17 protein-coding genes are annotated in these 20,174 nt (G+C 70.3%); 4 read left to right on the forward strand and 13 right to left on the reverse strand.

All coding sequences use genetic code 11. The features are described from left to right. Positions 1-36 precede the first annotated feature (36 nt). On the reverse strand, positions 37-1,584 hold the full coding sequence (locus RR49_RS02580) for a molybdopterin-dependent oxidoreductase (RefSeq protein WP_045246445.1): 1,548 nt from the start codon (positions 1,582-1,584) through the stop codon (positions 37-39). Positions 1,585-1,733: 149 nt separating this feature from the next. On the opposite strand from RR49_RS02580, the gene RR49_RS02585 reads away from it, so the two are divergent. From RR49_RS02585 to RR49_RS02595, 3 genes are read left to right on the forward strand one after another with little or no spacing between them, the layout of a single operon-like run. Next, positions 1,734-3,500 (forward strand): circularly permuted type 2 ATP-grasp protein, encoded by a 1,767-nt coding sequence (locus RR49_RS02585; protein ID WP_045246446.1) that lies wholly within the window; start codon positions 1,734-1,736, stop codon positions 3,498-3,500. After that, positions 3,494-4,426, forward strand: a complete 933-nt coding sequence (locus RR49_RS02590) for an alpha-E domain-containing protein (protein WP_045246489.1) — start codon at positions 3,494-3,496, stop codon at positions 4,424-4,426. Before RR49_RS02585 ends, RR49_RS02590 begins: the two co-directional genes overlap by 7 nt. Next, positions 4,423-5,268 (forward strand): transglutaminase family protein, encoded by an 846-nt coding sequence (locus tag RR49_RS02595; protein ID WP_045246448.1) that lies wholly within the window; start codon positions 4,423-4,425, stop codon positions 5,266-5,268. Before RR49_RS02590 ends, RR49_RS02595 begins: the two co-directional genes overlap by 4 nt. Here the strand turns inward: RR49_RS02595 and RR49_RS02600 are convergent. The 10 genes from RR49_RS02600 to RR49_RS02645 all read right to left on the reverse strand — a co-directional run bounded on the left by RR49_RS02600 (position 5,252) and on the right by RR49_RS02645 (position 17,165). Next, on the reverse strand, positions 5,252-6,517 hold the full coding sequence (locus RR49_RS02600; protein ID WP_045246450.1) for an alpha-hydroxy acid oxidase: 1,266 nt from the start codon (positions 6,515-6,517) through the stop codon (positions 5,252-5,254). The genes RR49_RS02595 and RR49_RS02600 overlap by 17 nt on opposite strands. A gap of 8 nt (positions 6,518-6,525) precedes the next feature. After that, positions 6,526-7,971, reverse strand: coding sequence for a rhamnulokinase (locus RR49_RS02605; protein ID WP_045246452.1), 1,446 nt, complete (start codon positions 7,969-7,971; stop codon positions 6,526-6,528). Further along, on the reverse strand, positions 7,968-10,004 hold the full coding sequence (locus RR49_RS02610; RefSeq protein ID WP_045246454.1) for a bifunctional rhamnulose-1-phosphate aldolase/short-chain dehydrogenase: 2,037 nt from the start codon (positions 10,002-10,004) through the stop codon (positions 7,968-7,970). Before RR49_RS02610 ends, RR49_RS02605 begins: the two co-directional genes overlap by 4 nt. 53 nt (positions 10,005-10,057) lie before the next feature. Next, positions 10,058-10,807, reverse strand: a complete 750-nt coding sequence (locus RR49_RS02615; RefSeq protein WP_045246455.1) for a DeoR/GlpR family DNA-binding transcription regulator — start codon at positions 10,805-10,807, stop codon at positions 10,058-10,060. An 82-nt stretch (positions 10,808-10,889) separates the two neighbouring features. Further along, a complete protein-coding gene (gene rhaI / locus RR49_RS02620) occupies positions 10,890-12,056 on the reverse strand; it encodes an L-rhamnose isomerase (protein WP_045246456.1) in 1,167 nt (388 codons plus the stop codon). Further along, on the reverse strand, positions 12,053-12,430 hold the full coding sequence (locus RR49_RS02625) for an L-rhamnose mutarotase (protein WP_045246457.1): 378 nt from the start codon (positions 12,428-12,430) through the stop codon (positions 12,053-12,055). Before RR49_RS02625 ends, rhaI begins: the two co-directional genes overlap by 4 nt. Positions 12,431-12,494: 64 nt before the next feature. Then, on the reverse strand, positions 12,495-13,532 hold the full coding sequence (gene rhaS / locus RR49_RS02630; RefSeq protein WP_045246458.1) for a rhamnose ABC transporter substrate-binding protein: 1,038 nt from the start codon (positions 13,530-13,532) through the stop codon (positions 12,495-12,497). A gap of 59 nt (positions 13,533-13,591) precedes the next feature. Further along, positions 13,592-14,644: an ABC transporter permease gene (locus RR49_RS02635; protein ID WP_045246459.1), complete on the reverse strand. Its 1,053-nt coding sequence runs from the start codon at positions 14,642-14,644 to the stop codon at positions 13,592-13,594. Continuing rightward, the gene (locus tag RR49_RS02640; RefSeq protein WP_045246461.1) at positions 14,641-15,663 is read right to left on the reverse strand and encodes an ABC transporter permease; all 1,023 of its coding nucleotides are present in this window, start codon (positions 15,661-15,663) and stop codon (positions 14,641-14,643) included. The genes RR49_RS02635 and RR49_RS02640 overlap by 4 nt, the downstream gene beginning before the upstream one ends. Next, positions 15,660-17,165: a sugar ABC transporter ATP-binding protein gene (locus tag RR49_RS02645; RefSeq protein ID WP_045246463.1), complete on the reverse strand. Its 1,506-nt coding sequence runs from the start codon at positions 17,163-17,165 to the stop codon at positions 15,660-15,662. Before RR49_RS02645 ends, RR49_RS02640 begins: the two co-directional genes overlap by 4 nt. 161 nt (positions 17,166-17,326) lie before the next feature. Between RR49_RS02645 and RR49_RS02650 the strand changes: the two genes are divergently transcribed. Then, positions 17,327-18,331: a LacI family DNA-binding transcriptional regulator gene (locus tag RR49_RS02650; RefSeq protein ID WP_048809361.1), complete on the forward strand. Its 1,005-nt coding sequence runs from the start codon at positions 17,327-17,329 to the stop codon at positions 18,329-18,331. Positions 18,332-18,346: 15 nt separating this feature from the next. Here RR49_RS02650 and RR49_RS02655 read toward each other — a convergent pair whose 3' ends face one another. Then, a complete protein-coding gene (locus RR49_RS02655) occupies positions 18,347-19,726 on the reverse strand; it encodes an MFS transporter (RefSeq protein ID WP_045246466.1) in 1,380 nt (459 codons plus the stop codon). Then, positions 19,723-20,169, reverse strand: a complete 447-nt coding sequence (locus tag RR49_RS02660; protein WP_045246467.1) for a MarR family winged helix-turn-helix transcriptional regulator — start codon at positions 20,167-20,169, stop codon at positions 19,723-19,725. The genes RR49_RS02655 and RR49_RS02660 overlap by 4 nt, the downstream gene beginning before the upstream one ends. Positions 20,170-20,174: the final 5 nt, after the last annotated feature.

Genomic DNA, 20,174 nt, shown 5'->3' on the forward strand with positions numbered 1-20,174 from the left:
GAAGAGGAGAGAGGGGGGAAGGGCGAGACGCGCGCGCTACGCCACCTGCACCTGGATCGTGTGCCAGCCGGTCGCGCCGTCGGGCGCGGGGGGCGCCTCGGTGACGGTCTGCACTTCACCGGTCGCGCTCGTCGCGCGGCAGCGCATCGTGTGAGAGCCGGATGCCGCGGCCCACGGCACGCTCCACTGCACCCACGTGTCGGCGCTGATCGCCGAGGCGAGGGTCGCGGGGGTCCACGGTCCGTCGTCGACCTGCACCTCGACCCCCTTCACGCCGACGTGCTGCTGCCAGGCCACCCCCGCGATGACGGTCTCGCCCGCCGTCACCTGCGCGCCCGCGCGGGGCACGTCGATGCGGGACTCGAGCTTCACCGGGCCGTGGTCCGACCATCCCCGGTCGGTCCAGTAGGCGGTGGCGTCGGCGAACCGTGTGACCTCGAGGTCGGTGACCCACTTGGTCGCCGACACGTAGCCATAGAGGCCGGGCACCACCATCCGCACCGGGAACCCGTGCTCGATCGGCAACGGCTCGCCGTTCATCGCGACGGCGAGGATCGCCTCGCGGTTCGGGTCGGTGAGCGTCTCGAGCGGGGTCGAGGCGGTGAAGCCGTCGACCGACATCGACAGCACCATGTCGGCGCTCGACTGGGGCTTCGCGCGGGCGAGCAGCTCGCGGATCGGATATCCGAGCCACACGGCGTTGCCGATGAGGTCGCCGCCCACCTCGTTCGAGACGCAGGTGAGGGTTGCGACGCTCTCGGCGAGCGGGAGCGCGAGCAGCTCGTCCCAGGTGATGACGACCTCCTGGTCGACGAGTCCGTGGATGCGCAGCTGCCACGTCGACGGATCGACCTGCGGCACGACGAGCGCCGTGTCGATGCGGTAGAAGTCGGCGTTCGGCGTGATGACGGGGGACAGGCCCGACAGTCCGAGCTCGGCGCCCGCGGGGACGGCCACGGTCGAGACAGGTGTGGGGAGCGTGATCGCCCGCCGCACGGCGGTGACCGCGCGGCTGCCGGCCTGAACGGCCACGCTTCCGAGCAGGGCGGCGAGGCCGACGACGGCGGTCGCGCCGCTCCAGACGAGGAAGTCGCGACGCGTCGGCAGCGGGCCCTCGAGCGGGGGGATGCCGCGGGGGATCCGCGCGACCAGCAGCCGCAGGGCGATCACGCCCACGGCCCCGGCGACGGCCGACGGCAGGAAGGAGAGGGTCGCGGCATCCGCTCTCGTCATGGCGGCCGCGATGCCGGCGAGTCCGGCGAGTCCGAACAGCGCCTGCCCGACCCCGCGCCAGCGCAGCTCGAGCACCCCGGCGGCGGCCGCGACGATCGCGGCGACGATGCCGACGAGCGTGAGCAGCGCCGCCTTGTCGCCGGTGCCGAACAACGAGATCGTGGCGTCCTTCGCCCACGGCGGCGCGATGTCGATGAGGAACGACCCGACGGCGGCGAACGGGCTCGCACCGGGCGCGGCGAGTCCCGCGACGAGCTCGCCGACACCGGATGCCGCCACTCCCGCGACGACCCCCGCGAGCGCCGCCCGTGCGGCCTCGCGGCGTCGTGTCGCGTGGGGGGATTCGCTCACGCGCCGAGCCTACGACCGCCGCCGCGGTGCACGGCCCGGATCGCGCGGATGCTGGCGGAACGCGCAGGTTGCGCCGCGGCATCCGCCCGTGTCGGCGCCGCCGTGCATCGGTAACACTCGCGCAACATGCCCCCGACTAGGGTGAGTGCATGGGCGACCTGTTCGACGGCTACGGCTCCACTCTCGCCCCGCGAAAGACGTCGCAGGGCCTCCCCGCGTTCGACGAGATGTTCGGCCACCCCGAGCACACCGGCGACGCCGTGGCTTCGCGGCAGACCTACCGGGAGCTGCACCAGGCACTGGCGCGCATGACGCAGGACGAGCTGCGCGGACGCACCGAGTCGCTCGCGAACTCGTACCTCGCGCAGGGTGTCACGTTCGACTTCGCGGGCGAGGAGCGGCCCTTCCCGCTCGACGCCGTGCCGCGGGTCATCGACTACGCGGAGTGGTCGGAGATCGAAGCGGGCGTGAAGCAGCGCGTGCGGGCGCTGGAGGCGTTCCTCGACGACGCCTACGGCCGGCAGAACTGCGTGCGCGACGGGGTGATCCCGGCGAAGCTCATCGCCTCCAGCCAGTACTTCTATCGGCAGGCCTATGGCATCCACGCCGCGAACGGCGTGCGCATCCAGGTCTCGGGCATCGACCTCATCCGCGACGAGAACGGCAAGATGCGCGTGCTCGAGGACAACGTGCGGGTGCCGTCGGGCGTCAGCTACGTCATCTCGAACCGTCGGGTCATGGCGCAGACCCTGCCGGAGCTGTTCGTGTCGATGCGCGTGCGCCCGGTGGGCGACTACCCGAACCGGCTGCTGGCGGCACTGCGCGCCTCGGCGCCTGCCGGTATCGAGGACCCCAACGTGGTCGTGCTGACCCCGGGTGTGTACAACTCGGCCTACTTCGAGCACACGCTGCTCGCCCGCCTCATGGGAGTCGAGCTCGTCGAGGGCCGTGACCTGCAGTGCATCGGCGGCAAGGTGTTCATGCGCACGACCCGCGGCGCCCGTCGGGTCGACGTGATCTACCGCCGCGTCGACGACGACTTCCTCGACCCGCTGCAGTTCCGCGCCGACTCGATGCTGGGCGCACCCGGCCTCATGCTGGCGGCCCGCCTGGGCAACGTGACGATCGCGAACGCGGTCGGCAACGGCGTCGCCGACGACAAGCTGCTCTACACCTACACGCCGGACCTCATCCGCTACTACCTGTCCGAGGAGCCGCTGCTCCCGATCGTCGACACGTGGCGGCTCGAGGACCCGGGCGCGCTCGAAGAGGTGCTCGACCGGCTCGACGAGCTCGTGGTCAAGCCCGTCGACGGCTCCGGCGGCAAGGGGCTCGTCGTCGGGCCGGATGCCTCGAAGGCCCAGCTCGAGACGTTGCGCAAGACCCTCATCGCCGACCCGCGCGGCTGGATCGCGCAGCCGGTCGTGATGCTCTCGACCATCCCGACGTTGGTCGAGGACGGCATGCGTCCCCGCCACGCCGACCTGCGCCCGTTCGCCGTCAACGACGGTGACGACATCTGGGTGCTCCCCGGCGGTCTCACCCGCGTGGCGCTGCCCGAAGGCCAGCTCGTCGTCAACTCCAGCCAGGGCGGTGGATCGAAGGACACCTGGGTCGTCGGCGGAGCCGCACCCTCCCACGTCGAGTACGGCCAGGGCCAGGGACTCGCGGGCCTCGTCGCCGATCAGGCGTCGACCGTCACGCAGGCGCTGCCGGTGATTCCGACGGACGCCGCGGGCCGCGCCGTCGCGCCGAGCGCGAGCGTGGCGAGCGCACCGAGCAGCGCGGCACCCGCTCCCGAGAACGGCCCCGAGGTCACCCACTCGCCCCAGGACCGCCCACGCACCACGCAGGAGCAGCAGGAGCAACAGCAGCAGGCGCGTGCCTGCGCCGAAGGGGGCGCGTCATGCTGCTGAGCCGCATCGCCGAGAGCCTGTTCTGGATCGGCCGCTACGTCGAACGCGCCGACGGCACCGCGCGCATCCTCGACGTGCACTTGCAGCTGCTGCTCGAGGATCCCTGGATCGACGAGGACACCGCCTGCCGGTCGCTGCTGGCCGTCATGGGCTCGTTCCCCGCCGACACCGCCGCGCCCGTCACCCGCGAGGACGTGCTCGCCCGCCTCGCCGTCGACCGGGCCAACCCGTCGAGCATCGTCTATTCGCTCAACGCGGCGCGCGAGAACGCCCGGCGCGCACGCGAGATCGTCTCGACCGAGCTGTGGGAGTGTCTTAACACCACCAATGCCCGGATGCCGCGGCGGCTGCAGACCGAGAAGGTGCACGAGTTCTTCCAGTGGGTGCGCGAGCGCTCGGCGCTCGCCGTGGGCGTCGTCGACTCCTCGACGAGCCGCGATGAGGCGTGGCAGTTCTTCACGCTGGGTCGCAGCATCGAACGCGCCGACATGACCGCGCGGCTGCTCGCGACCCGGTCGCTGACCGAGGCGTCGGGTCCGTCCTGGACGACCATCCTGCGCTCCTGCGGCGCCTACGAGGCGTACCTGCGCACCTACCGCGGCATGCCGAGCGCCCGCAATGCGGCCGAGTTCCTGCTGCTCGACCGGCTCTTCCCGCGATCGATCATCTACTCGATCCTGCGCGCCGAGGAGTGCGTCAGCGCGATCGACCCGCGCGAGGACCGCGTCGGCGTCTCGAACCCCGTGCTGCGGGCGCTCGGACGCATCCGCAACGACCTCGAGTACAGCCCCATCGCCGAGATCCTCGCCGAGCTGCCCGAGCACATGCGGGGAGTGCAGCGGGTCACCCGCGAGGCATCCGACGCGATCCGCCAGCGCTTCTTCCCGACGCAGGCCGAGCCCAGCTGGATCGGAGACACCCCGTGAAGCGCCTACGCATCGAGCACATCACCGGCTTCAGCTACGGCGGCGAGGTCGCCGCGTCGTACAACGAGGCCCGCATGCTCCCCGGCACGACCGACAGCCAGTTCGTGCTGAGCTCGTCGCTGGAGATCGACCCCGCGACATCCATCAACTCGTACATCGACTACTTCGGCACGCGGGTGTCGAGCTTCGACGTGCAGTCGCGGCATCCGTCTCTGCGGGTCACCGCCCGCTCGCTCGTCGAGGTGCGTCCCCGCCCGATCGAGCACGCGGGCATCACGTGGGAGCGCCTGCACGTCGAGGCGTCGCGGCAGATCGAGACGGTCGAGCAGCTCACCGTGACCGACCGCACCCGGCCCCACCCCGAGGTGGCCGAGATCGCGGCCACCATCGCCGGCCGCCACGACGACCCGGGCGAGGCCGCGCACGAGATCACCGCGGCCATCGGCGACGCCGTCGAGTACGTCTACGGCGTGACCGGCGTGCACTCCACGGCCGCCGACGCGTGGGTCGCACGCAAGGGCGTCTGCCAGGACATGGCCCACATCGCGATCGGAGCCCTGCGGTCGGTGGGCATTCCCGCGCGGTATGTGTCGGGCTACCTGCACCCCAGAGCCAACGCCGAGATCGGCGTCGCCGTCGCCGGCGAGTCACACGCCTGGGTCGAGTGGTTCGCCGGCGACTGGCAGGGCTTCGACCCGACCAACAACATCGAGATCGGCGATCGGCACGTGCTGGTCGGCCGGGGTCGCGACTACAACGACGTGCCGCCACTGCGAGGCGTGTACGCGGGTGGCCACGCCTCGCAGCTGTCGGTGAAGGTGACGATCACGCGCGAGGCGTGACCGGCACCTCCGCGCCCGCCTGACCGCGGGTAAGGCGGTGGAGCTGGGTGACGTGCGCCGGCTCGAGCTCCGCGAGCGTCGAGACGCCGAGCAGCTTCATGGTGCGCTCGATCTCGGTGCGCAGGATCTGGATCGTGCGGTCGACGCCCGCGCGTCCGCCGGCCATGAGGCCGTAGAGGTAGGCGCGGCCGATGAGCGTGAACCTCGCGCCGAGGGCGACGGATGCCACGATGTCCGCGCCGTTCATGATGCCCGTGTCGACCATGACGGTCGCATCGCGGCCGACCTCGCGCACGACCTGCGGCAGCAGGTGGAACGGCACGGGAGCGCGGTCGAGCTGACGGCCGCCGTGGTTGGAGAGCACGATGCCGTCGACGCCGAGGTCGACGAGGCGAACCGAGTCCTCGACGTTCTGCACGCCCTTCACGACGATCTTCCCCGGCCAGATCTCACGGATGACCGCCAGGTCGTCGTACGAGATCGTCGGGTCCATCGCCGCATCCAGCAGCTCGCCGACGGTGCCGCCCGTGGTCGACAGCGACGCGAACTCGAGCTTGGGGGTCGTGAGGAAGTCGTACCACCACCACGGGCGCGGGATCGCGTTCACGATCGTGCCGAGGGTGAGCTGCGGCGGGATCGAGAACCCGTTGCGCTTGTCGCGCAGGCGGGCGCCGGCGACCGGGGTGTCGACGGTGAACATGAGGGTGTCGAAACCTGCCTCGGCCGCGCGTCGGGCGAGGCCGTAGGAGATCTCGCGGTTGCGCATGACGTAGAGCTGGAACCAGTTGCGTCCGGTCGGGTTCGCCGCCTTCACTCCCTCGATCGAGGTGGTGCCGAGGGTCGAGAGGGTGAACGGGATGCCGGCGGCCTCGGCCGCTCCGGCGCCGGCGATCTCACCCTCGGTCTGCATCAGGCGCGTGAACCCTGTCGGCGCGATGCCGAACGGCAGGGCGGATGGCCCGCCGAGCACTTCGACCGACGTGTCGACGGACTCGGCGGGACGCAGCACCCGCGGGTGGAACTCGATGTCCTCGAAGGCCTGGCGGGCTCGGGCGAGCGAGAGCTCGCCCTCGGCCGCGCCGTCGGTGTAGTCGAAGGCGGCCTTCGGGGTGCGGCGCTTCGCGATCGTGCGCAGATCCGCGATCGTGAGCGCGGACTCGAGCCGACGCTTCTTGAGGTCGAAGGACGGCTTCTTGAACTGCATCAGTTCGAGCAGCTCGGCCGGGTTGGGAAGCTGACGCTGAACCATGTCTCTCCTCAGGAGGTCGCGGTCGGGGTGTAACGAAGCGGCGCATGGGTGCGCCGTACGAGGTCGCGGAGCGCCTCGAGGGAGCCGGCGGCGAAGCCCGCCGCGCGGGCCTGCACGAGAACGTTACCGAGCGCGGTGGCCTCGACGGGACCCGCCTCGACGACGAGTCCCGACCGGTCGGCCGTGCGCTGGCACAGCAAGGTGTTCAGGGCGCCGCCGCCGACGATGTGGATCGTCGCGACATCGACCCCCGCGAGCTGCGCGGCGGTGTGCACGTTGCGCGCGAACGCGTCGGCGAGCGACTCGACGATCGCGCGGGCGTACTCGGCGCGGGTGCGCGGCGGTCGCACGCCGTGCTCGTCGCACCACGCGTCGATGCGGCCGGGCATGTCGCCGGGGCGCAGGAACCGCGGGTCGTCGACGTCGAAGACCGGCACGGATGCCGCGGGCACCTCGGCGGCCGAGTCGAGCAGCGTCGGCAGGTCGATCGCATGACCCTCCTTCGCCTCCCAGCCGCGCACGGTCTCGCTGAGGATCCACAGGCCCATCACGTTGTGCAGGAACCGCACGCGGGAGTCCACGCCGCCCTCGTTCGTGAAGCCGGCCTCCCGGGCGGCGTCGGTGACCACCGGCGAGGGAAGCTCGAGGCCCACCAGACCCCACGTGCCGCACGAGATGTAGGCGGATGCCGCGGCATCCGCCATCGGCACCGCGACCACCGCCGAGGCGGTGTCGTGCGAGCCGATCGCCGTGACCGGCACCGCGCCGGGCGCACCGATCTCGGCGCGCACCTCGTCCAGCAGCACGCCGTAGCTCTCGCCCGGGGCGATGAGCGGCGCGAGCAGCGAGCGGCGCAGCCCGAGACGGTCGAACAGGTCGTCGTCGAGACGCTGGTCGTCGACCCGCAGGAGCCCGGTGGTCGATGCGTTCGTCAGCTCGGTGCGGGCCTGGCCGGTCAGCCAGTACGCGACGAGATCGGGGATGAGCAGCGCGGTGTTGGCGAGGTCGAGCACGTCGCGGCGCTCCGCGGCGAACTGGTAGAGCGTATTGAACGGCAGGAACTGCAGGCCGTTGCGGCGATAGAGATCGGGATGCCGCATCCGGCTGTGCACACTGAGCACCCCGCGTGAGGTGCGCTCGTCGCGGTAGTGGTACGGGTTGCCGAGCAGCACGCCGTTGCGCAGCAGACCGTAGTCGACCGCCCAGGAGTCGATGCCGATGGAGGCGATGCCCGGCGCCTGCCGGAACGCATCGCCGAGGCCGCGCACGGCCGCCCCGTACAACCCGAGCACGTCCCAGTGCAGCCCGTCGGGCGTGCGCACCGGGGTGTTCGGGAAACGCGCCACGGTCTCGGCCCGCAGCTCGCTCCCGCTCACGTGCGCGAGCACGACCCGGCCGCTCGTGGCGCCGAGGTCGATGGCGGCGACGTGGCCGCCGGAGACCGCTGACGTCATCGCAGGAACGCCGCGGCGACGCCCGAGTCGACGGGGATGTGGAGACCGGTGGTGCGGCTGAGCTCGGGGCCGGTGAGCACGTACACCGCGTCGGCGACGTTCTCGGGCACGACCTCGCGCTTGAGGATCGTGCGGTTCGCGTAGAACTGGCCGAGGTCCTCCTCCTTGACCCCGTAGGTCGCGGCGCGGTTGGCGCCCCAGCCCGAGGCGAAGATGCCGGAGCCGCGCACGACGCCGTCGGGGTTGATGCCGTTGACCCGTACGCCGTGCTCGCCGAGCTCGACGGCGAGCAGGCGCACCTGGTGGGCCTGATCGGCCTTGGTCGCCGAGTAGGCGATGTTGTTCGGACCGGCGAACACGCTGTTCTTCGAGGAGATGTAGATGATGTCGCCGCCGAGCTTCTGGTCGATGAGCGCCTTCGCGGCCGCCTTCGACACGAGGAACGAGCCCTTGGCCATCACGTCGTGCTGCAGGTCCCAGTCCTTCTCGGTGGTCTCCAGCAGCGGCTTCGAGAGCGACAGGCCGGCGTTGTTGACGATGAGGTCGATGCCGCCGAAGGCGAGCACGGCGGCATCGATGGCGTCCTGCACGGCGGCGCCGTCGGCGACGTTGGCGGCGACGCCGATCGCGACATCCGATCCACCGAGCTCGGCGGCGGCGGCCTGCGCCTTCTCGAGGTCGAGGTCCGCGACCACGACGCAGGCGCCCTCGGCGGCGAGACGGGTCGCGATGGCCTTGCCGATGCCCGACGCCGCTCCCGTGACGAACGCGATGCGGCCCTGGTGGGTCTTCGGCTTCGGCAGGCGCTGCAGCTTGGCCTCCTCGAGCGCCCAGTACTCGATGCGGAACTTCTCCGCGTCGGAGATGGGGGTGTAGGTCGAGAGGGCCTCGGCGCCGCGCATCACGCCGATCGCGTTGACGTAGAACTCGCCGGCGACGCGGGCCGTCTGCTTGTTCGCTCCGTAGCTGAACATGCCGACACCCGGCACGAGCACGATGAGCGGGTCGGCGCCGCGGATGGCGGGCGACTCGGATGTCGCGTGCGCGTCGTAGTACGCCTGGTAGTCGGCGCGGTAGTCGACGTGCAGCTCGGCGAGGCGGGCCAGCTGCTCCTCGAGCGTCGCGGTGGCCGGAAGGTCGAGCACGAGCGGCTTGACCTTCGTGCGCAGGAAGTGGTCGGGGCAGCTCGTGCCGAGACCGGCGAGGGGGAGGAGCTTCTCGCGCGAGAGGAAGTCGAGCACCGGCTCGCTGTCGGTGAAGTGGCCGACGACGACCCGGTCGGTCGAGGCGAGGCCGCGGATGGTCGGGGCTAGGGCGGCGGCGCGCGCGCGGCGCTCGGTCTCCGGCAGCGGCTCGTAGCCGGGGACGACGGCTCCGAACGGCTCCGCGGCACCGTGCTCGGCGATGTAGGCGGCCGCGGTGTCGATGATCCACAGCGAGTTGCGCTCGGCCTCGTCGGAGGTCTCGCCCCACGCGGTGATGCCGTGGCCGCCGAGGATCGTGCCGATGGCCTGCGGGTTCTCGGCCTTGATGGCGGCGATGTCGAGTCCGAGCTGGAAGCCGGGGCGGCGCCACGGCACCCAGACGACCTTGTCGCCGAAGATCTTCTCGGTCAGGGCGGGTCCGTCGGCAGACGTTGCGATCGCGATGCCCGAGTCGGGGTGCAGGTGGTCGACGTGCGGGGCGTCGACGAGGCCGTGCATCGCAGTGTCGATCGAGGGGGCCGCGCCGCCCTTGCCGTGCAGGCAGTAGTCGAAGGCCGCGACCATCTCGTCCTCGCGGTCGATGCCCGGGTAGACCTCGGTGAGCGCGCGCATGCGGTCAAGACGCAGCACGGCGAGACCGGACTCGGTGAGCGTGCCGAGATCGCCGCCGGATCCCTTCACCCACAGCAGCTCGACGGGCTCGCCGGTGACGGGGTCGGTCGCCGTGCCTTTGGCGGACGTGTTGCCGCCCGCGTAGTTCGTGTTCTTGGGGTCGGCGCCCAGACGGTTGCTGCGGGCGATGAGCTCGGATGCGGCGGAGTTCGACATTCGGTGATCCTGTTCGTGTTCTCTTCTGTGAGATCAAACAAAAGATAACAAAATCAGACGATCTGCACCAGAGGGCGATACGGATCGAGACGGGTGTCGTCCACGTCGAGATCGGTCACGAGCAGATCGATCTGCGACCAGTCGAGCGCGGACGCCAGCGCACGATCGCCGAGCTTGGAGGAGTCGATCAGCAGCACCGTCTCATCGGCTGCCGCCGCGAACGCCGACTTCATGGCGGCCTCCTCGGCCGTCACCTCGCTCGACCCGCGCAGATCGATCGCCGCCGCCGAGGTGAAGAAGCGGGCGTAGGTCGCCGCGGCCACGGCGCGCGTCGCGAACGGACCGACGTAGCTGCCGGTGCGGTCCTCGCGCTCGCCGCCGACCAGGATCGACCTGACGCCCGCGATCTGTCGTGCCGTGGCGGCGTTCTCGACCGAGTTGCTGACGACCAGCAGATCGTCGACCTCCGCAAGATGGGCGAGCAGCACGCCGGTCGTCGACGAGGCATCCATCGCCACCGCCCCCGAGCGGGGGACGAGCTCGGCGGCCTTGCGGGCCAGCACGGCCTTCTGTGCGCCGCGCGTGGCCCGGCGCTCTTCGAAGGGGCGGGGCGTGATCGCCGCCACCGCACCGCCGCGCACCCGGCGCACGGCGCCCTCGGCGGCGAGGTCGGCGAGGTCTCGGCGTACGGTCATCGCCGAGACGCCGAGCTCGTCAGCGGCGCTCTCCAGACGGATCACGTCATCGCGATGCAGGATGGCGAGCAGAAGCGCCCGCCGTTCTTCTCCGAGCAATCCAGCCATGGGGCCTGAGCGTATCGGTTCGGTGTGGTGCGCCGGGGAGACCGCGATCGGCGGTGCGATCTCCCCGACGGGTCTGGGTGGGTCAGGCGCCCCAGCCGGCCTGCACGCCGCCGACGCGCTCGGCCTCGATGCGGGCCTGGTAGCCGGAGGCGAGGTAGGCGGCCATCGGGTCGGCGGGAAGCCCGCGACCCTCGCGCCACTCGGCGAGAGCCGGACGCACGTCGGTGTAGAACGCGTCCATGTAGACGGCCTGGGCGGCCAGCACATCGTTCGCGGTCTGCGCGGCGGCCAGCGCCTCACGGTCGACGAGCAGCGCACGCGCGGTCATCTCCTGCACGTTCAGCACCGAGCGGATCTGACCCAGGATCTTGTTCTCGATGTTGTGGCACTGGTCGAGCATAAAGACCACGTCGGGGTTGTCGAGCCCGCCGCCGCGGATGACCTCGCTGAGGATCCGGTAGAGCTGGAACGGGTCGGCGGCGCCCACGATCAGGTCGTCGTCGGCGTAGAAGCGGGAGTTGAAGTCGAACGACCCCAGCTTCCCGAGGCGCAGCAGCTGCATCACGATGAACTCGATGTTCGTGCCGGGCGCGTGGTGGCCCGTGTCGAGGCAGACCATCGCCTTGTCGCCGAGCGCCGCCACCTGCACGTAGGAGGTACCCCAGTCCGGGACATCCGTGTGATAGAACGCCGGCTCGAAGAACTTGTACTCCAGCACGAGACGCTGCTCGTCGCCGAGGTGGGCGTAGATCTGCTGCAGCGAGTCCTGCAGGCGGTCCTGGCGGGCGCGCATGTCGTTCTGGCCGGGGTAGTTCGAGCCCTCTGCGAGCCAGATCTTCAGGTCGCGCGACCCCGTCTCGTGCATGACGTCGATGCAGGTGAGGTGGTGGTCGATCGCCTTCCGGCGGATGCGGTCGTCCTCGTGGGTGAGGGCGCCGAACTTGTAGTCGTCGTCCTGGAAGGTGTTGGAGTTGACGGTGCCGAGGGTCACGCCCTCGGATGCCGCGTGCTCCCGCAGGGCGCTCCAGTCGTCGACGAGGTCCCACGGGATGTGCAGGGCGACGGCGGGGGCGAGGCCGGTCAGACGGTTCACCTGCGCGGCATCCGAGATCTTCTCGAACGGGTCGCGCGGGGTGCCCGGCGTCGTGAACACCTTGAAACGGGTGCCCGAGTTGCCGAACGCCCAGCTGGGCAGCTCGATGGCCTGCTTCTCGAGAGTGGAGCGGACGGCGGGAGTCAGGATGCTCACTGTGCGCGGCTTTCTGCGGTCGTAGGGACGGGCGAGGAGCCGCTCTCGGCGAGCTGGTCCTCGAGGTGGAAGATCTCGGTCAGTGCGGTCGCGGCCTGGTCGGGCCGCCCGTCGAGACCGAGGAAGAAGGGGGCCATCTCCGCTTCCCAGCGGGTGGCGATCTCGGATGCCGCGAGGTACGCCTGCGCGGCCACGTCGTCGTCGACCTCGTAGTAGCCGACGAGCCTGCCGCCCTCACCGAGGAAGAGCGAGTAGTTGCGACGACCGGATGCCGCGATCTCGGCGAGCATCTCCGGCCAGACGGGGGAGTGCCGTGCGAGGTAGTCGTCGAGGCGCGCGGGGTCGATCCGCAGCTCGAAGCTCACGCGTGGCATGGGGTGGTCCTTTCGGGTGGCCCGGCCGGCCGCACGGGGCGGCCGGCCGGGAGGGGAGACAAGATCAGAAGTTGAAGTTGTCGATGTTGCTGGCGTCGAACACGAACGGGTCGCCCAGCAGCACGGTGCCGTCGGCGCCGACCGTGAACTTGCCGAGCTTGCCGGCGGTGAAGGTGTCGCCCTGCTTGCCCGTGATCTCGCCCTTGATGAGCGCCTCGGCGGCGTAGGCCGCGAGGTAGCCGAGGTCCTCGGGGTTCCACAGTGCGAACGAGGTGACGGTGCCGTCCTTGATGTAGGCCCGCATCTGGTTCGGGGTGCCGAGACCGGTCAGCGCGACCTTGCCCTTGTAGGCGGACGTCGACAGGTAGCGAGCCGCGGCGGCGATACCGACCGTCGTGGGCGAGATGATGCCCTTCAGGTTCGGGTGGGCCTGGAGCAGAGCGGCGGTCTTGTCGAACGAGGTCTGGTCGTCGTCGTTGCCGTAGACGACATCGACGAGCTTGATGTTCGGGTGGTCGCTGGCCAGCAGCGCCTTCATCTTGTCGATCCACGCGTTCTGGTTGGTCGCGTTCGCCGCGGCCGAGAGGATCGCGATCTCACCCGAGTCGCCGATCTGCTTCGCGATCAGGTCGACCTGCACCTTGGCGATGCCGTCGGACGTCGCCTGGTTGACGAAGATGTCGCGGCACGAGGTCTCGGTGTCCGAGTCGAAGGTGACGACCTTGACGCCCGCGGAGCGGGCCTGGTTGAGCGAGTCGCAGATGGCCTTCGGGTCGTTCGCCGAGACGACGAGCGCTCCCACGCCCTGCTGCGTGGCCGTGTTGATGTAGCTGACCTGACCATCGGGCGAGGCCTGCGCGGGGCCGACCTGGTTGAAGGTGCCGCCGAACTCGGCGACCGCGGCCTGGCCGCCCTTCGCCGAGGTGTCGAAGTACGGGTTGCCGAGGTTCTTCGGCAGGAACGTGATCGACAGGTTGCCGCTGCCGCCGCTCGAGCCGCTGGTCGGCGACGACGAGCCGGTGTCGGCACAGGCCGTGAGGGCCAGCGCCGCCGTCACGGCCACAGCCGCGAGGGCCAGGACGCGCTTGGGTGCAAACGTCATTGTTCGTTTCCTTTCATGGGTGGCGCCGCGACGGGACGTCGTCGGCTGGTCGTGCGGGCTCATGAAGCTGCGGAGGCCGCCACGGTGGGTGTCGGCGCCGGTCGGCGGCGCCGGGACTGGAGGAACGCGAGCACGCTCGCGCCGATCACCGAGAGCACGAGCAGCGTGCCGGTGATGATGTTGATCACGTCGGAGGTGACGTTCACGAGGCGCAGCGCGCTGGAGAGCGTGCCGATCAGCAGCACGGCGGCGATGACGCCGTACAGCTGGCCACGACCGCCGAACACCGACACCCCGCCGAGCACGACCGCGGCGATGACCTGCAGCTCGAGCCCGGTGGCGTTGTCGCCGCGCGCACTGCCGAAGCGCAGCGTGTAGAAGATCCCCGCGAAGGCCGAGACGACGCCGGCGAGCACGAACAGCACGAACTTCGTGCGCTCCACGTGCACGCCCGAGAATCGGGCGGCGTCCTTCGAGAGGCCGATCGCGTAGACGCCGCGACCGAAGGGGGTGAAGTGCAGCAGCAGCGCGAAGATCACCAGGAGCACGAGGAACGGCACGATGATGTACGGGATCGCGGTGCCCGCGATCTTCGCCTTCGCGAGCGCTGTCCACTCGACGGGGAAGCTCGTGACGGCGGTGGTGCCCAGTAGGCCGACCGCAAGACCTCGGAACAGCGCGAGGGTTCCGATCGTCACGGCGAGGGAGGGGAGCCCGACGACGGTGACGAGGAAGCCGTTGATCGCGCCACCGATGACGCCGACGAGGAGCGCCGCGAGGGCGGCGACCCCGAACGGGGCCCCCGCCTGCACGAGCACTCCGGTCGTCACACTCGACAGGCCCACCATGCTTCCCACCGACAGGTCGATCTCGCCGGTGATCATGATGAGGGTCATCGGCAGTGCGATCAGAAGGATCGGCGCGACGTCGAGCAGGAGGAAGGTGAGGGTGAGCGGCTGGTTGAACCCGCGCACGGTCGAGGCCGACACGATCGCCACGGCGATCAGGAGCACGACGATCGCCGTCTCACGCGAGAGCAGCACGCGGCGCCAGAACGGCTTGTCGTAGTTCTTCACGACCCGCACGGTGGCAGTGGTGGTGGGGGCGGTCATGCCTGGTCCCTCGTTTCGATGAGACGCCGTTTCTGTCGCACGGCCAGGACGCGGTCGAGCACGATCGCGCCGATGATGAGGACGCCGACGACGGCCTGCTGCCAGAAGTCGGGGATGCCGAGCACCGGAAGCGCACGGTTGATGGTCAGCAGCAGCACGGCGCCGAGGGCGGCACCCCATACGGTGCCGACGCCGCCGACGATCGCGACGCCACCGACGACCGCGGCGCCGACCGCCTGGAGTTCCCAGCCGGTGCCCGCCTGGGAGTCGACGGTGCCGTAGCGCGCGGCGTAGAAGACGCCCGCGAGGCCGGCGAGTGCTCCCGAGAGGATGAAGGCGGTGAGGATGCGACGGGTCACCCGGAGTCCGTACAGGTGTGCGGCTGCGGGGTCGGAGCCGATGGCGTAGAACTCGCGCCCGCCCCGGGTGTTGCGCAGGTACCACGCGGCGATCGCGAGGACGACGACCGCGACGATCGTGAGGATCGGGATCGTGAGGATCTGCCCGGTGCCGAGCCCGAGGAACGAGCTCGGCATGTCGGAGGCGTTCACGCGGTTGCTGCCCGCCCAGACGACGCCGATGCCGCGGTAGGCGTAGAGCGTGCCCAACGTGATCACCATCGCGGGAACCTTGCCGAAGGCGACGAGAGCTCCGTTGACGAGTCCGAGAACCGCGCCCGCCGCGACGGCGATCAGCACGACGAGCGGAATCGGGATTCCGGGGATGTCGCTGAACAGCCGGCCGGTGAGATACGCGGTGAGACCGATCACGGAGCCCACCGAGAGGTCGACGTTGCGCGTGATGATCACGATCGCCTGTCCGACGGCGACGAGCAGCAGGATCGACGGGGTGAGGAGCAGGTCGCGCCAGCCGTCGGAGCTGAACAGGAAGCTGGGGTTCTTCACCGTGCCGGCGGCGACCACGAGCACGATGGCGAGCAGGATGCCGAACTCACGTGCGCGACCGAGGCGACCGATCGTCCTCGACACGGCCGAGACGGGGATGTTGGTGGTGGTCATCGGGCGTGCTCCGGAGCGTGGGTGGCGGCGTGCATGACGTTCTCCGAGGTGGCCTCGGCGCGGGCGATGTCGGCGGTGAGGCGACCCTCGCGCATGACGAGCACGCGGTCGGCCATGCCGAGCACCTCGGGAAGCTCGGACGAGATCATGAGGATGCCCATGCCGCGGCCGGCGAGCTCGGAGAGAAGGCGGTGCACTTCGGACTTCGTGCCGACGTCGATGCCGCGCGTGGGCTCGTCGATGATGAGCACGGTGGGCTCGGTGGCGAGCCACTTCGCGAGCACGACCTTCTGCTGGTTGCCGCCCGACAAGGTCGCGGCGACGGTGTCGAGGGCGTGGGTCTTCACCTCGAGGCGCGACGCCCATTCGCGTGCGGCACGGTTCTCGGCACGCTGAGTGAGCAGTCCGAACTTCGTGAGCCGGCGGCGGATGGCGAGCGTGATGTTCTGTCCGACGCCCGACTCGACGACGAGTCCCTGCTTGCGGCGGTCTTCGGGGACGAGGGCGAGGCCGGCACGCATGGCCGCCGTCGGGCGGCCCGAGGGCACGATCCTGCCCTTGAGCTTCACGGTGCCGGCGGAGTACGGGTCCACGCCGAACACGGCACGGGCGACTTCGCTGCGCCCGGCACCCACGAGGCCGGCGAGGCCGACGATCTCGCCGGCGCGCACTGTGAACGAGATGTCCTGGAAGACGCCGGGGCTGGTGAGATGCTCCACCTCGAGCAGCGGCTCGCCGATCTCGGCGGGCTGCTTGGGGAACAGCTCGGTGATCTCACGTCCCACCATCTGACGAACGATCGCGTCGACGGTGGTGTCGGCGATCGCGCTGGTCGCGATGTAGGCCCCGTCGCGCATGACGGTGACGGTGTCGCAGAGTGCGAAGACCTCGTCGAATCGGTGGGAGATGAAGATGAGCGCGCGCCCCTCGTCGCGCAGGCTGCGCGCGATCGTGAACAGGCGCTCGACCTCGATGCCCGACAGGGCGGCCGTCGGCTCGTCCATGATCAGCAGCGACGCGTCGAGGGAGACGGCCTTGGCGATCTCGATGACCTGCTGGTCGGCGATGGAGAGACCCTCGGCCGGTCGATCGGGATCGATCAGCACGCCGAGACGGGTGAAGAGGCGCTCGACCTCGTGGCGCATCGCCTTGCGGTCGATGCGGCCGAATCGGCTGGTCGGCTGGCGCCCCATGAAGATGTTCTCGGTCACCGAGAGATCGGGGAAGAGCGTGGGTTCCTGGTAGATGACCGCGACGCCCGCCGCCTTCGACTGGGCGGTCGACGAGAAGTCGACCGCCTCGCCGCGGAGGCGGAACACGCCGGCGTCGCGCTGGTAGAGACCGGCGACGATCTTGACGAGCGTCGACTTGCCGGCACCGTTCTCACCCACGAGGGCGTGGATCGATCCGCCGTCGACGGAGATCGTCCCGGAGCGCAGTGCGACGACGGAGCCGAAGGACTTCTGCACGTCCCGCAGTTCCAGCACGGGGCTGTCGGTCATGAGATAACTCACCCTCTCCATTGAGGGAGTGAATCGTTTCAATCCCTGCCGGAACGACGTTAGGGCCTCGTCAGGATGGTGTCAAGGCGAATTTGCCCGTAGTCTTCCGGCGTTATTGATTCGTTTCACTCTCACCGCCCGAGGACGTGAGGAGGAGAGCTGTGGCCGTCAGCGTGCGCGACGTCGCCGAAGCCGCCGGGGTGTCCGTCGGCACCGTCTCCAACGTGCTCAACCGCCCCGACAAGGTGTCGGCGGAGACGGTGGCCCGCGTGCACCGCGCCATCGACCTCCTCGGGTTCGTGCGCAACGACGCCGCCCGCCAGCTGCGCGCCGGCCGCAGCCGCAGCATCGGCCTCGTCGTGCTCGACATGCGCAACCCCTTCTTCACCGAGGTCGCCCGCGGCGCCGAGGAGCGCGCATCCACCGACGACCTCACCGTGCTCATGGCCAACAGTGACGAGAAGCAGGATCGTGAAGACCGGCACATCGAGCTGTTCGAGGAGCAGCGCGTGTTCGGGATGCTCGTGACCCCCGTCTACGACAGCGTCCCCAAGCTCCGCGCGGTGCGCGACCGCGGCACGCCCACCGTGCTCGTGGACCGCGAGTCGCGCGACGGCTCGTTCGCCTCCGTCGCCGTCGACGACCTTGCGGGCGGCACCCTCGCGGCATCCCATCTGCTCGACGTGGGCCGACGCCGGCTGATGTTCGTCGGCGGGCCGGTGTCGATCCGTCAGGTCGCCGATCGTCTCGAGGGCGCTCAGGGCGCCGTCGCCGCACACGGCGGAGCGTCGCTCGAGTTCGTCGGCACGCGGGCGCTCACCGTCGAGGAGGGGCGGGTGGCCGGTGCGCAGATCCTCGCGCGCCCCGTCAGCGCGCGGCCGGACGCGATCTTCGCGGCGAACGACCTGCTCGCCCTCGGTCTGCTGCAATCCCTCGTGATGACCGCGAGCGTGCGCGTGCCCGAGGACATCGCACTCATCGGCTACGACGACATCGACTTCGCGGCAGCCGCTGTCATCCCGCTCACCTCGGTGCGTCAGCCCGCCGTCCTCATGGGCACGACGGCCGTCGAGCTGCTTCTCGCGGCGGCGGAGTCGCCCGGCGGACCCACGGAGCGGGTCGTGTTCGGGCCTGAGCTCGTCGTGCGGGCATCCACGGCGACCTGACGGCGCTGACCTGTCTCAGACCCCTCGCGGCACGGTGCGGTCGTGTCCGCTTCGGCGGCGGGGCGAGGCATCCGCGGGCAGTTCGATCGGCGTGGTGCCGGCGATCTCATCGCTGAACACCTCGGGAGTCGGCGCCGGCAGGCGCAGCGGACGGGTCTCGTCGATCGTCAGGAGGAACCGCCGCGTCTCGCTGCGGTGAAGGCGACCGGATGCCGCCAGCCAGCCGGCCCCGATGGCGCACGCGACCAGGCCCGCGATCGCGCCGACCTGGATGGCCGTGCGGGGCCCGAAGGTCGTCGCAACCCAGCCGGCGATCGGTGCGCCGATCGGCGTCGCTCCCATGATGACCGCCATGTACAGCGCGAGCACGCGTCCGCGCAGCGCCGGCGCCGTCGTCGTCTGCACGTAGCCGTTGGCGGTGGCGAGCATCGTGACGGTGCAGAGCCCCACGAACACGAGGGTCGCGGCGTAGAGCACGTAGACGGGCATCAGCGAGGAGACGAGCGAGATCACGCCGAATCCGCCGGTCGCGATGATGACCACCCGCATGCGTGCGCGGTCACGGCGGGCGGCGAGCAGCGCCCCCGCCAGGGAGCCGATCGCGAGCACCGAGCTCAGCAGCCCGTAGCCGTCGGCCTGCTTGCCGAACTCCAGCGCCATGGTCGACGCGAAGATCGGGAAGTTCATGCCGAATGCGGCCACCAGGAACACCATGATGAACGTGACGATGAGGTCGGGGCGGCCCGCGACGTAGCGGAAGCCGTCGGCGAGGCGTGCGGCTCCCGGCTCGCGCACGCGCGGCACGAGCTCGCCGGGGCGCATCAGCGAGAGGGCGAGGAGCATGGCGACGAAGGTGGCCGCGTTGATCAGGAACATCCAGCCGGTGCCGACCATCACGATGAGGATGCCGCCGACGCCCGGGCCGATCAGGCGGGCCATGTTGAACGACGCCGAGTTGAGTGCGACCGCGTTCGATGCGTTCTCGCGTGCGACGACGTCGGAGACGAATGCCTGGCGTGCCGGGGCGTCGAACGCGTTCACGACGCCGAGCGCGAGGGCGAACACCCACATGAGCGGCAGGGTCAGGACGTGCGTGAGCAGCAGCACGCCGACCGTCACCGCGAGCATCGCCAGCAGGGTCTGGGTGACGTAGAGCAGGCGGCGTCGGTCGAAACGATCGGCGACCCAGCCGGTGACGCCGACCAGCAGCAGCGGGGGGCCGAACTGCAGCGCCATGGTGATGCCCATGGCCGTCGCGTCGTGGTTCGTCAGCTGCGTGAGCACGACCCAGTCCTGTGCGGTGGACTGCATCCACGCGCCGATGTTGGAGATGAGGGCGCCGCTGAACCACAGTCGGTAGTTGTAGACCGAGAGCGACCGGAACATGGCGCTCATCGCTCTGCCACCCGTCGCATGAGGGCGGCGGCGCGGGCGAGCACCTCGCGCTCGTCCTCGTCGAGGTCGGCGAGCACCGATTCGAGCCAGGCGTCGCGGCGGCGCACGGTCTCCTCCACGACCTCGCGACCCGCGGGGGTGAGCTCGATGTTCACCTTGCGGCGGTCGTCGTCGTCGGTGGTGCGGGTGAGGTAACCGGCCTCCTCGAGGCCGTTGACGGTGCGGTTCATCGACGGTGCGGTGACGCGTTCGCGGTCGGCGAGCTCACCGAGGGTATGCAGCCCGTGCATCTTGAGTGCCGCGAGCACCGCGAACTGCCCGTCGCTCATGGTGTCGACGGCGCGCTGCGCGCGCAGGCGTCGGGCGAGCCGGAACGTGGCCATCCGCAGATCGGATGCCGCGGCCGACAGCTCGGGGGCGGGGGCATCCTCGGGGCTGGTCATCGTGA

It is taken from the genome of Microbacterium ginsengisoli, from assembly GCF_000956535.1.
Taxonomy (GTDB): domain Bacteria; phylum Actinomycetota; class Actinomycetes; order Actinomycetales; family Microbacteriaceae; genus Microbacterium; species Microbacterium ginsengisoli.

What these genes read in the sequence shown, in the direction of transcription:
- RR49_RS02585 (WP_045246446.1), top strand. Translation starts at nt 1,734, where the DNA reads ATGGGCGACCTGTTCGACGGCTACGGCTCCACTCTCGCCCCGCGAAAG.
- RR49_RS02600 (WP_045246450.1), bottom strand. Translation starts at nt 6,517, where the DNA reads ATGGTTCAGCGTCAGCTTCCCAACCCGGCCGAGCTGCTCGAACTGATG.
- RR49_RS02605 (WP_045246452.1), bottom strand. Translation starts at nt 7,971, where the DNA reads ATGACGTCAGCGGTCTCCGGCGGCCACGTCGCCGCCATCGACCTCGGC.
- RR49_RS02610 (WP_045246454.1), bottom strand. Translation starts at nt 10,004, where the DNA reads ATGTCGAACTCCGCCGCATCCGAGCTCATCGCCCGCAGCAACCGTCTG.
- RR49_RS02615 (WP_045246455.1), bottom strand. Translation starts at nt 10,807, where the DNA reads ATGGCTGGATTGCTCGGAGAAGAACGGCGGGCGCTTCTGCTCGCCATC.
- RR49_RS02625 (WP_045246457.1), bottom strand. Translation starts at nt 12,430, where the DNA reads ATGCCACGCGTGAGCTTCGAGCTGCGGATCGACCCCGCGCGCCTCGAC.
- rhaS (WP_045246458.1), bottom strand. Translation starts at nt 13,532, where the DNA reads ATGACGTTTGCACCCAAGCGCGTCCTGGCCCTCGCGGCTGTGGCCGTG.
- RR49_RS02635 (WP_045246459.1), bottom strand. Translation starts at nt 14,644, where the DNA reads ATGACCGCCCCCACCACCACTGCCACCGTGCGGGTCGTGAAGAACTAC.
- RR49_RS02640 (WP_045246461.1), bottom strand. Translation starts at nt 15,663, where the DNA reads ATGACCACCACCAACATCCCCGTCTCGGCCGTGTCGAGGACGATCGGT.
- RR49_RS02645 (WP_045246463.1), bottom strand. Translation starts at nt 17,165, where the DNA reads ATGACCGACAGCCCCGTGCTGGAACTGCGGGACGTGCAGAAGTCCTTC.
- RR49_RS02655 (WP_045246466.1), bottom strand. Translation starts at nt 19,726, where the DNA reads ATGAGCGCCATGTTCCGGTCGCTCTCGGTCTACAACTACCGACTGTGG.
- RR49_RS02660 (WP_045246467.1), bottom strand. Translation starts at nt 20,169, where the DNA reads ATGACCAGCCCCGAGGATGCCCCCGCCCCCGAGCTGTCGGCCGCGGCA.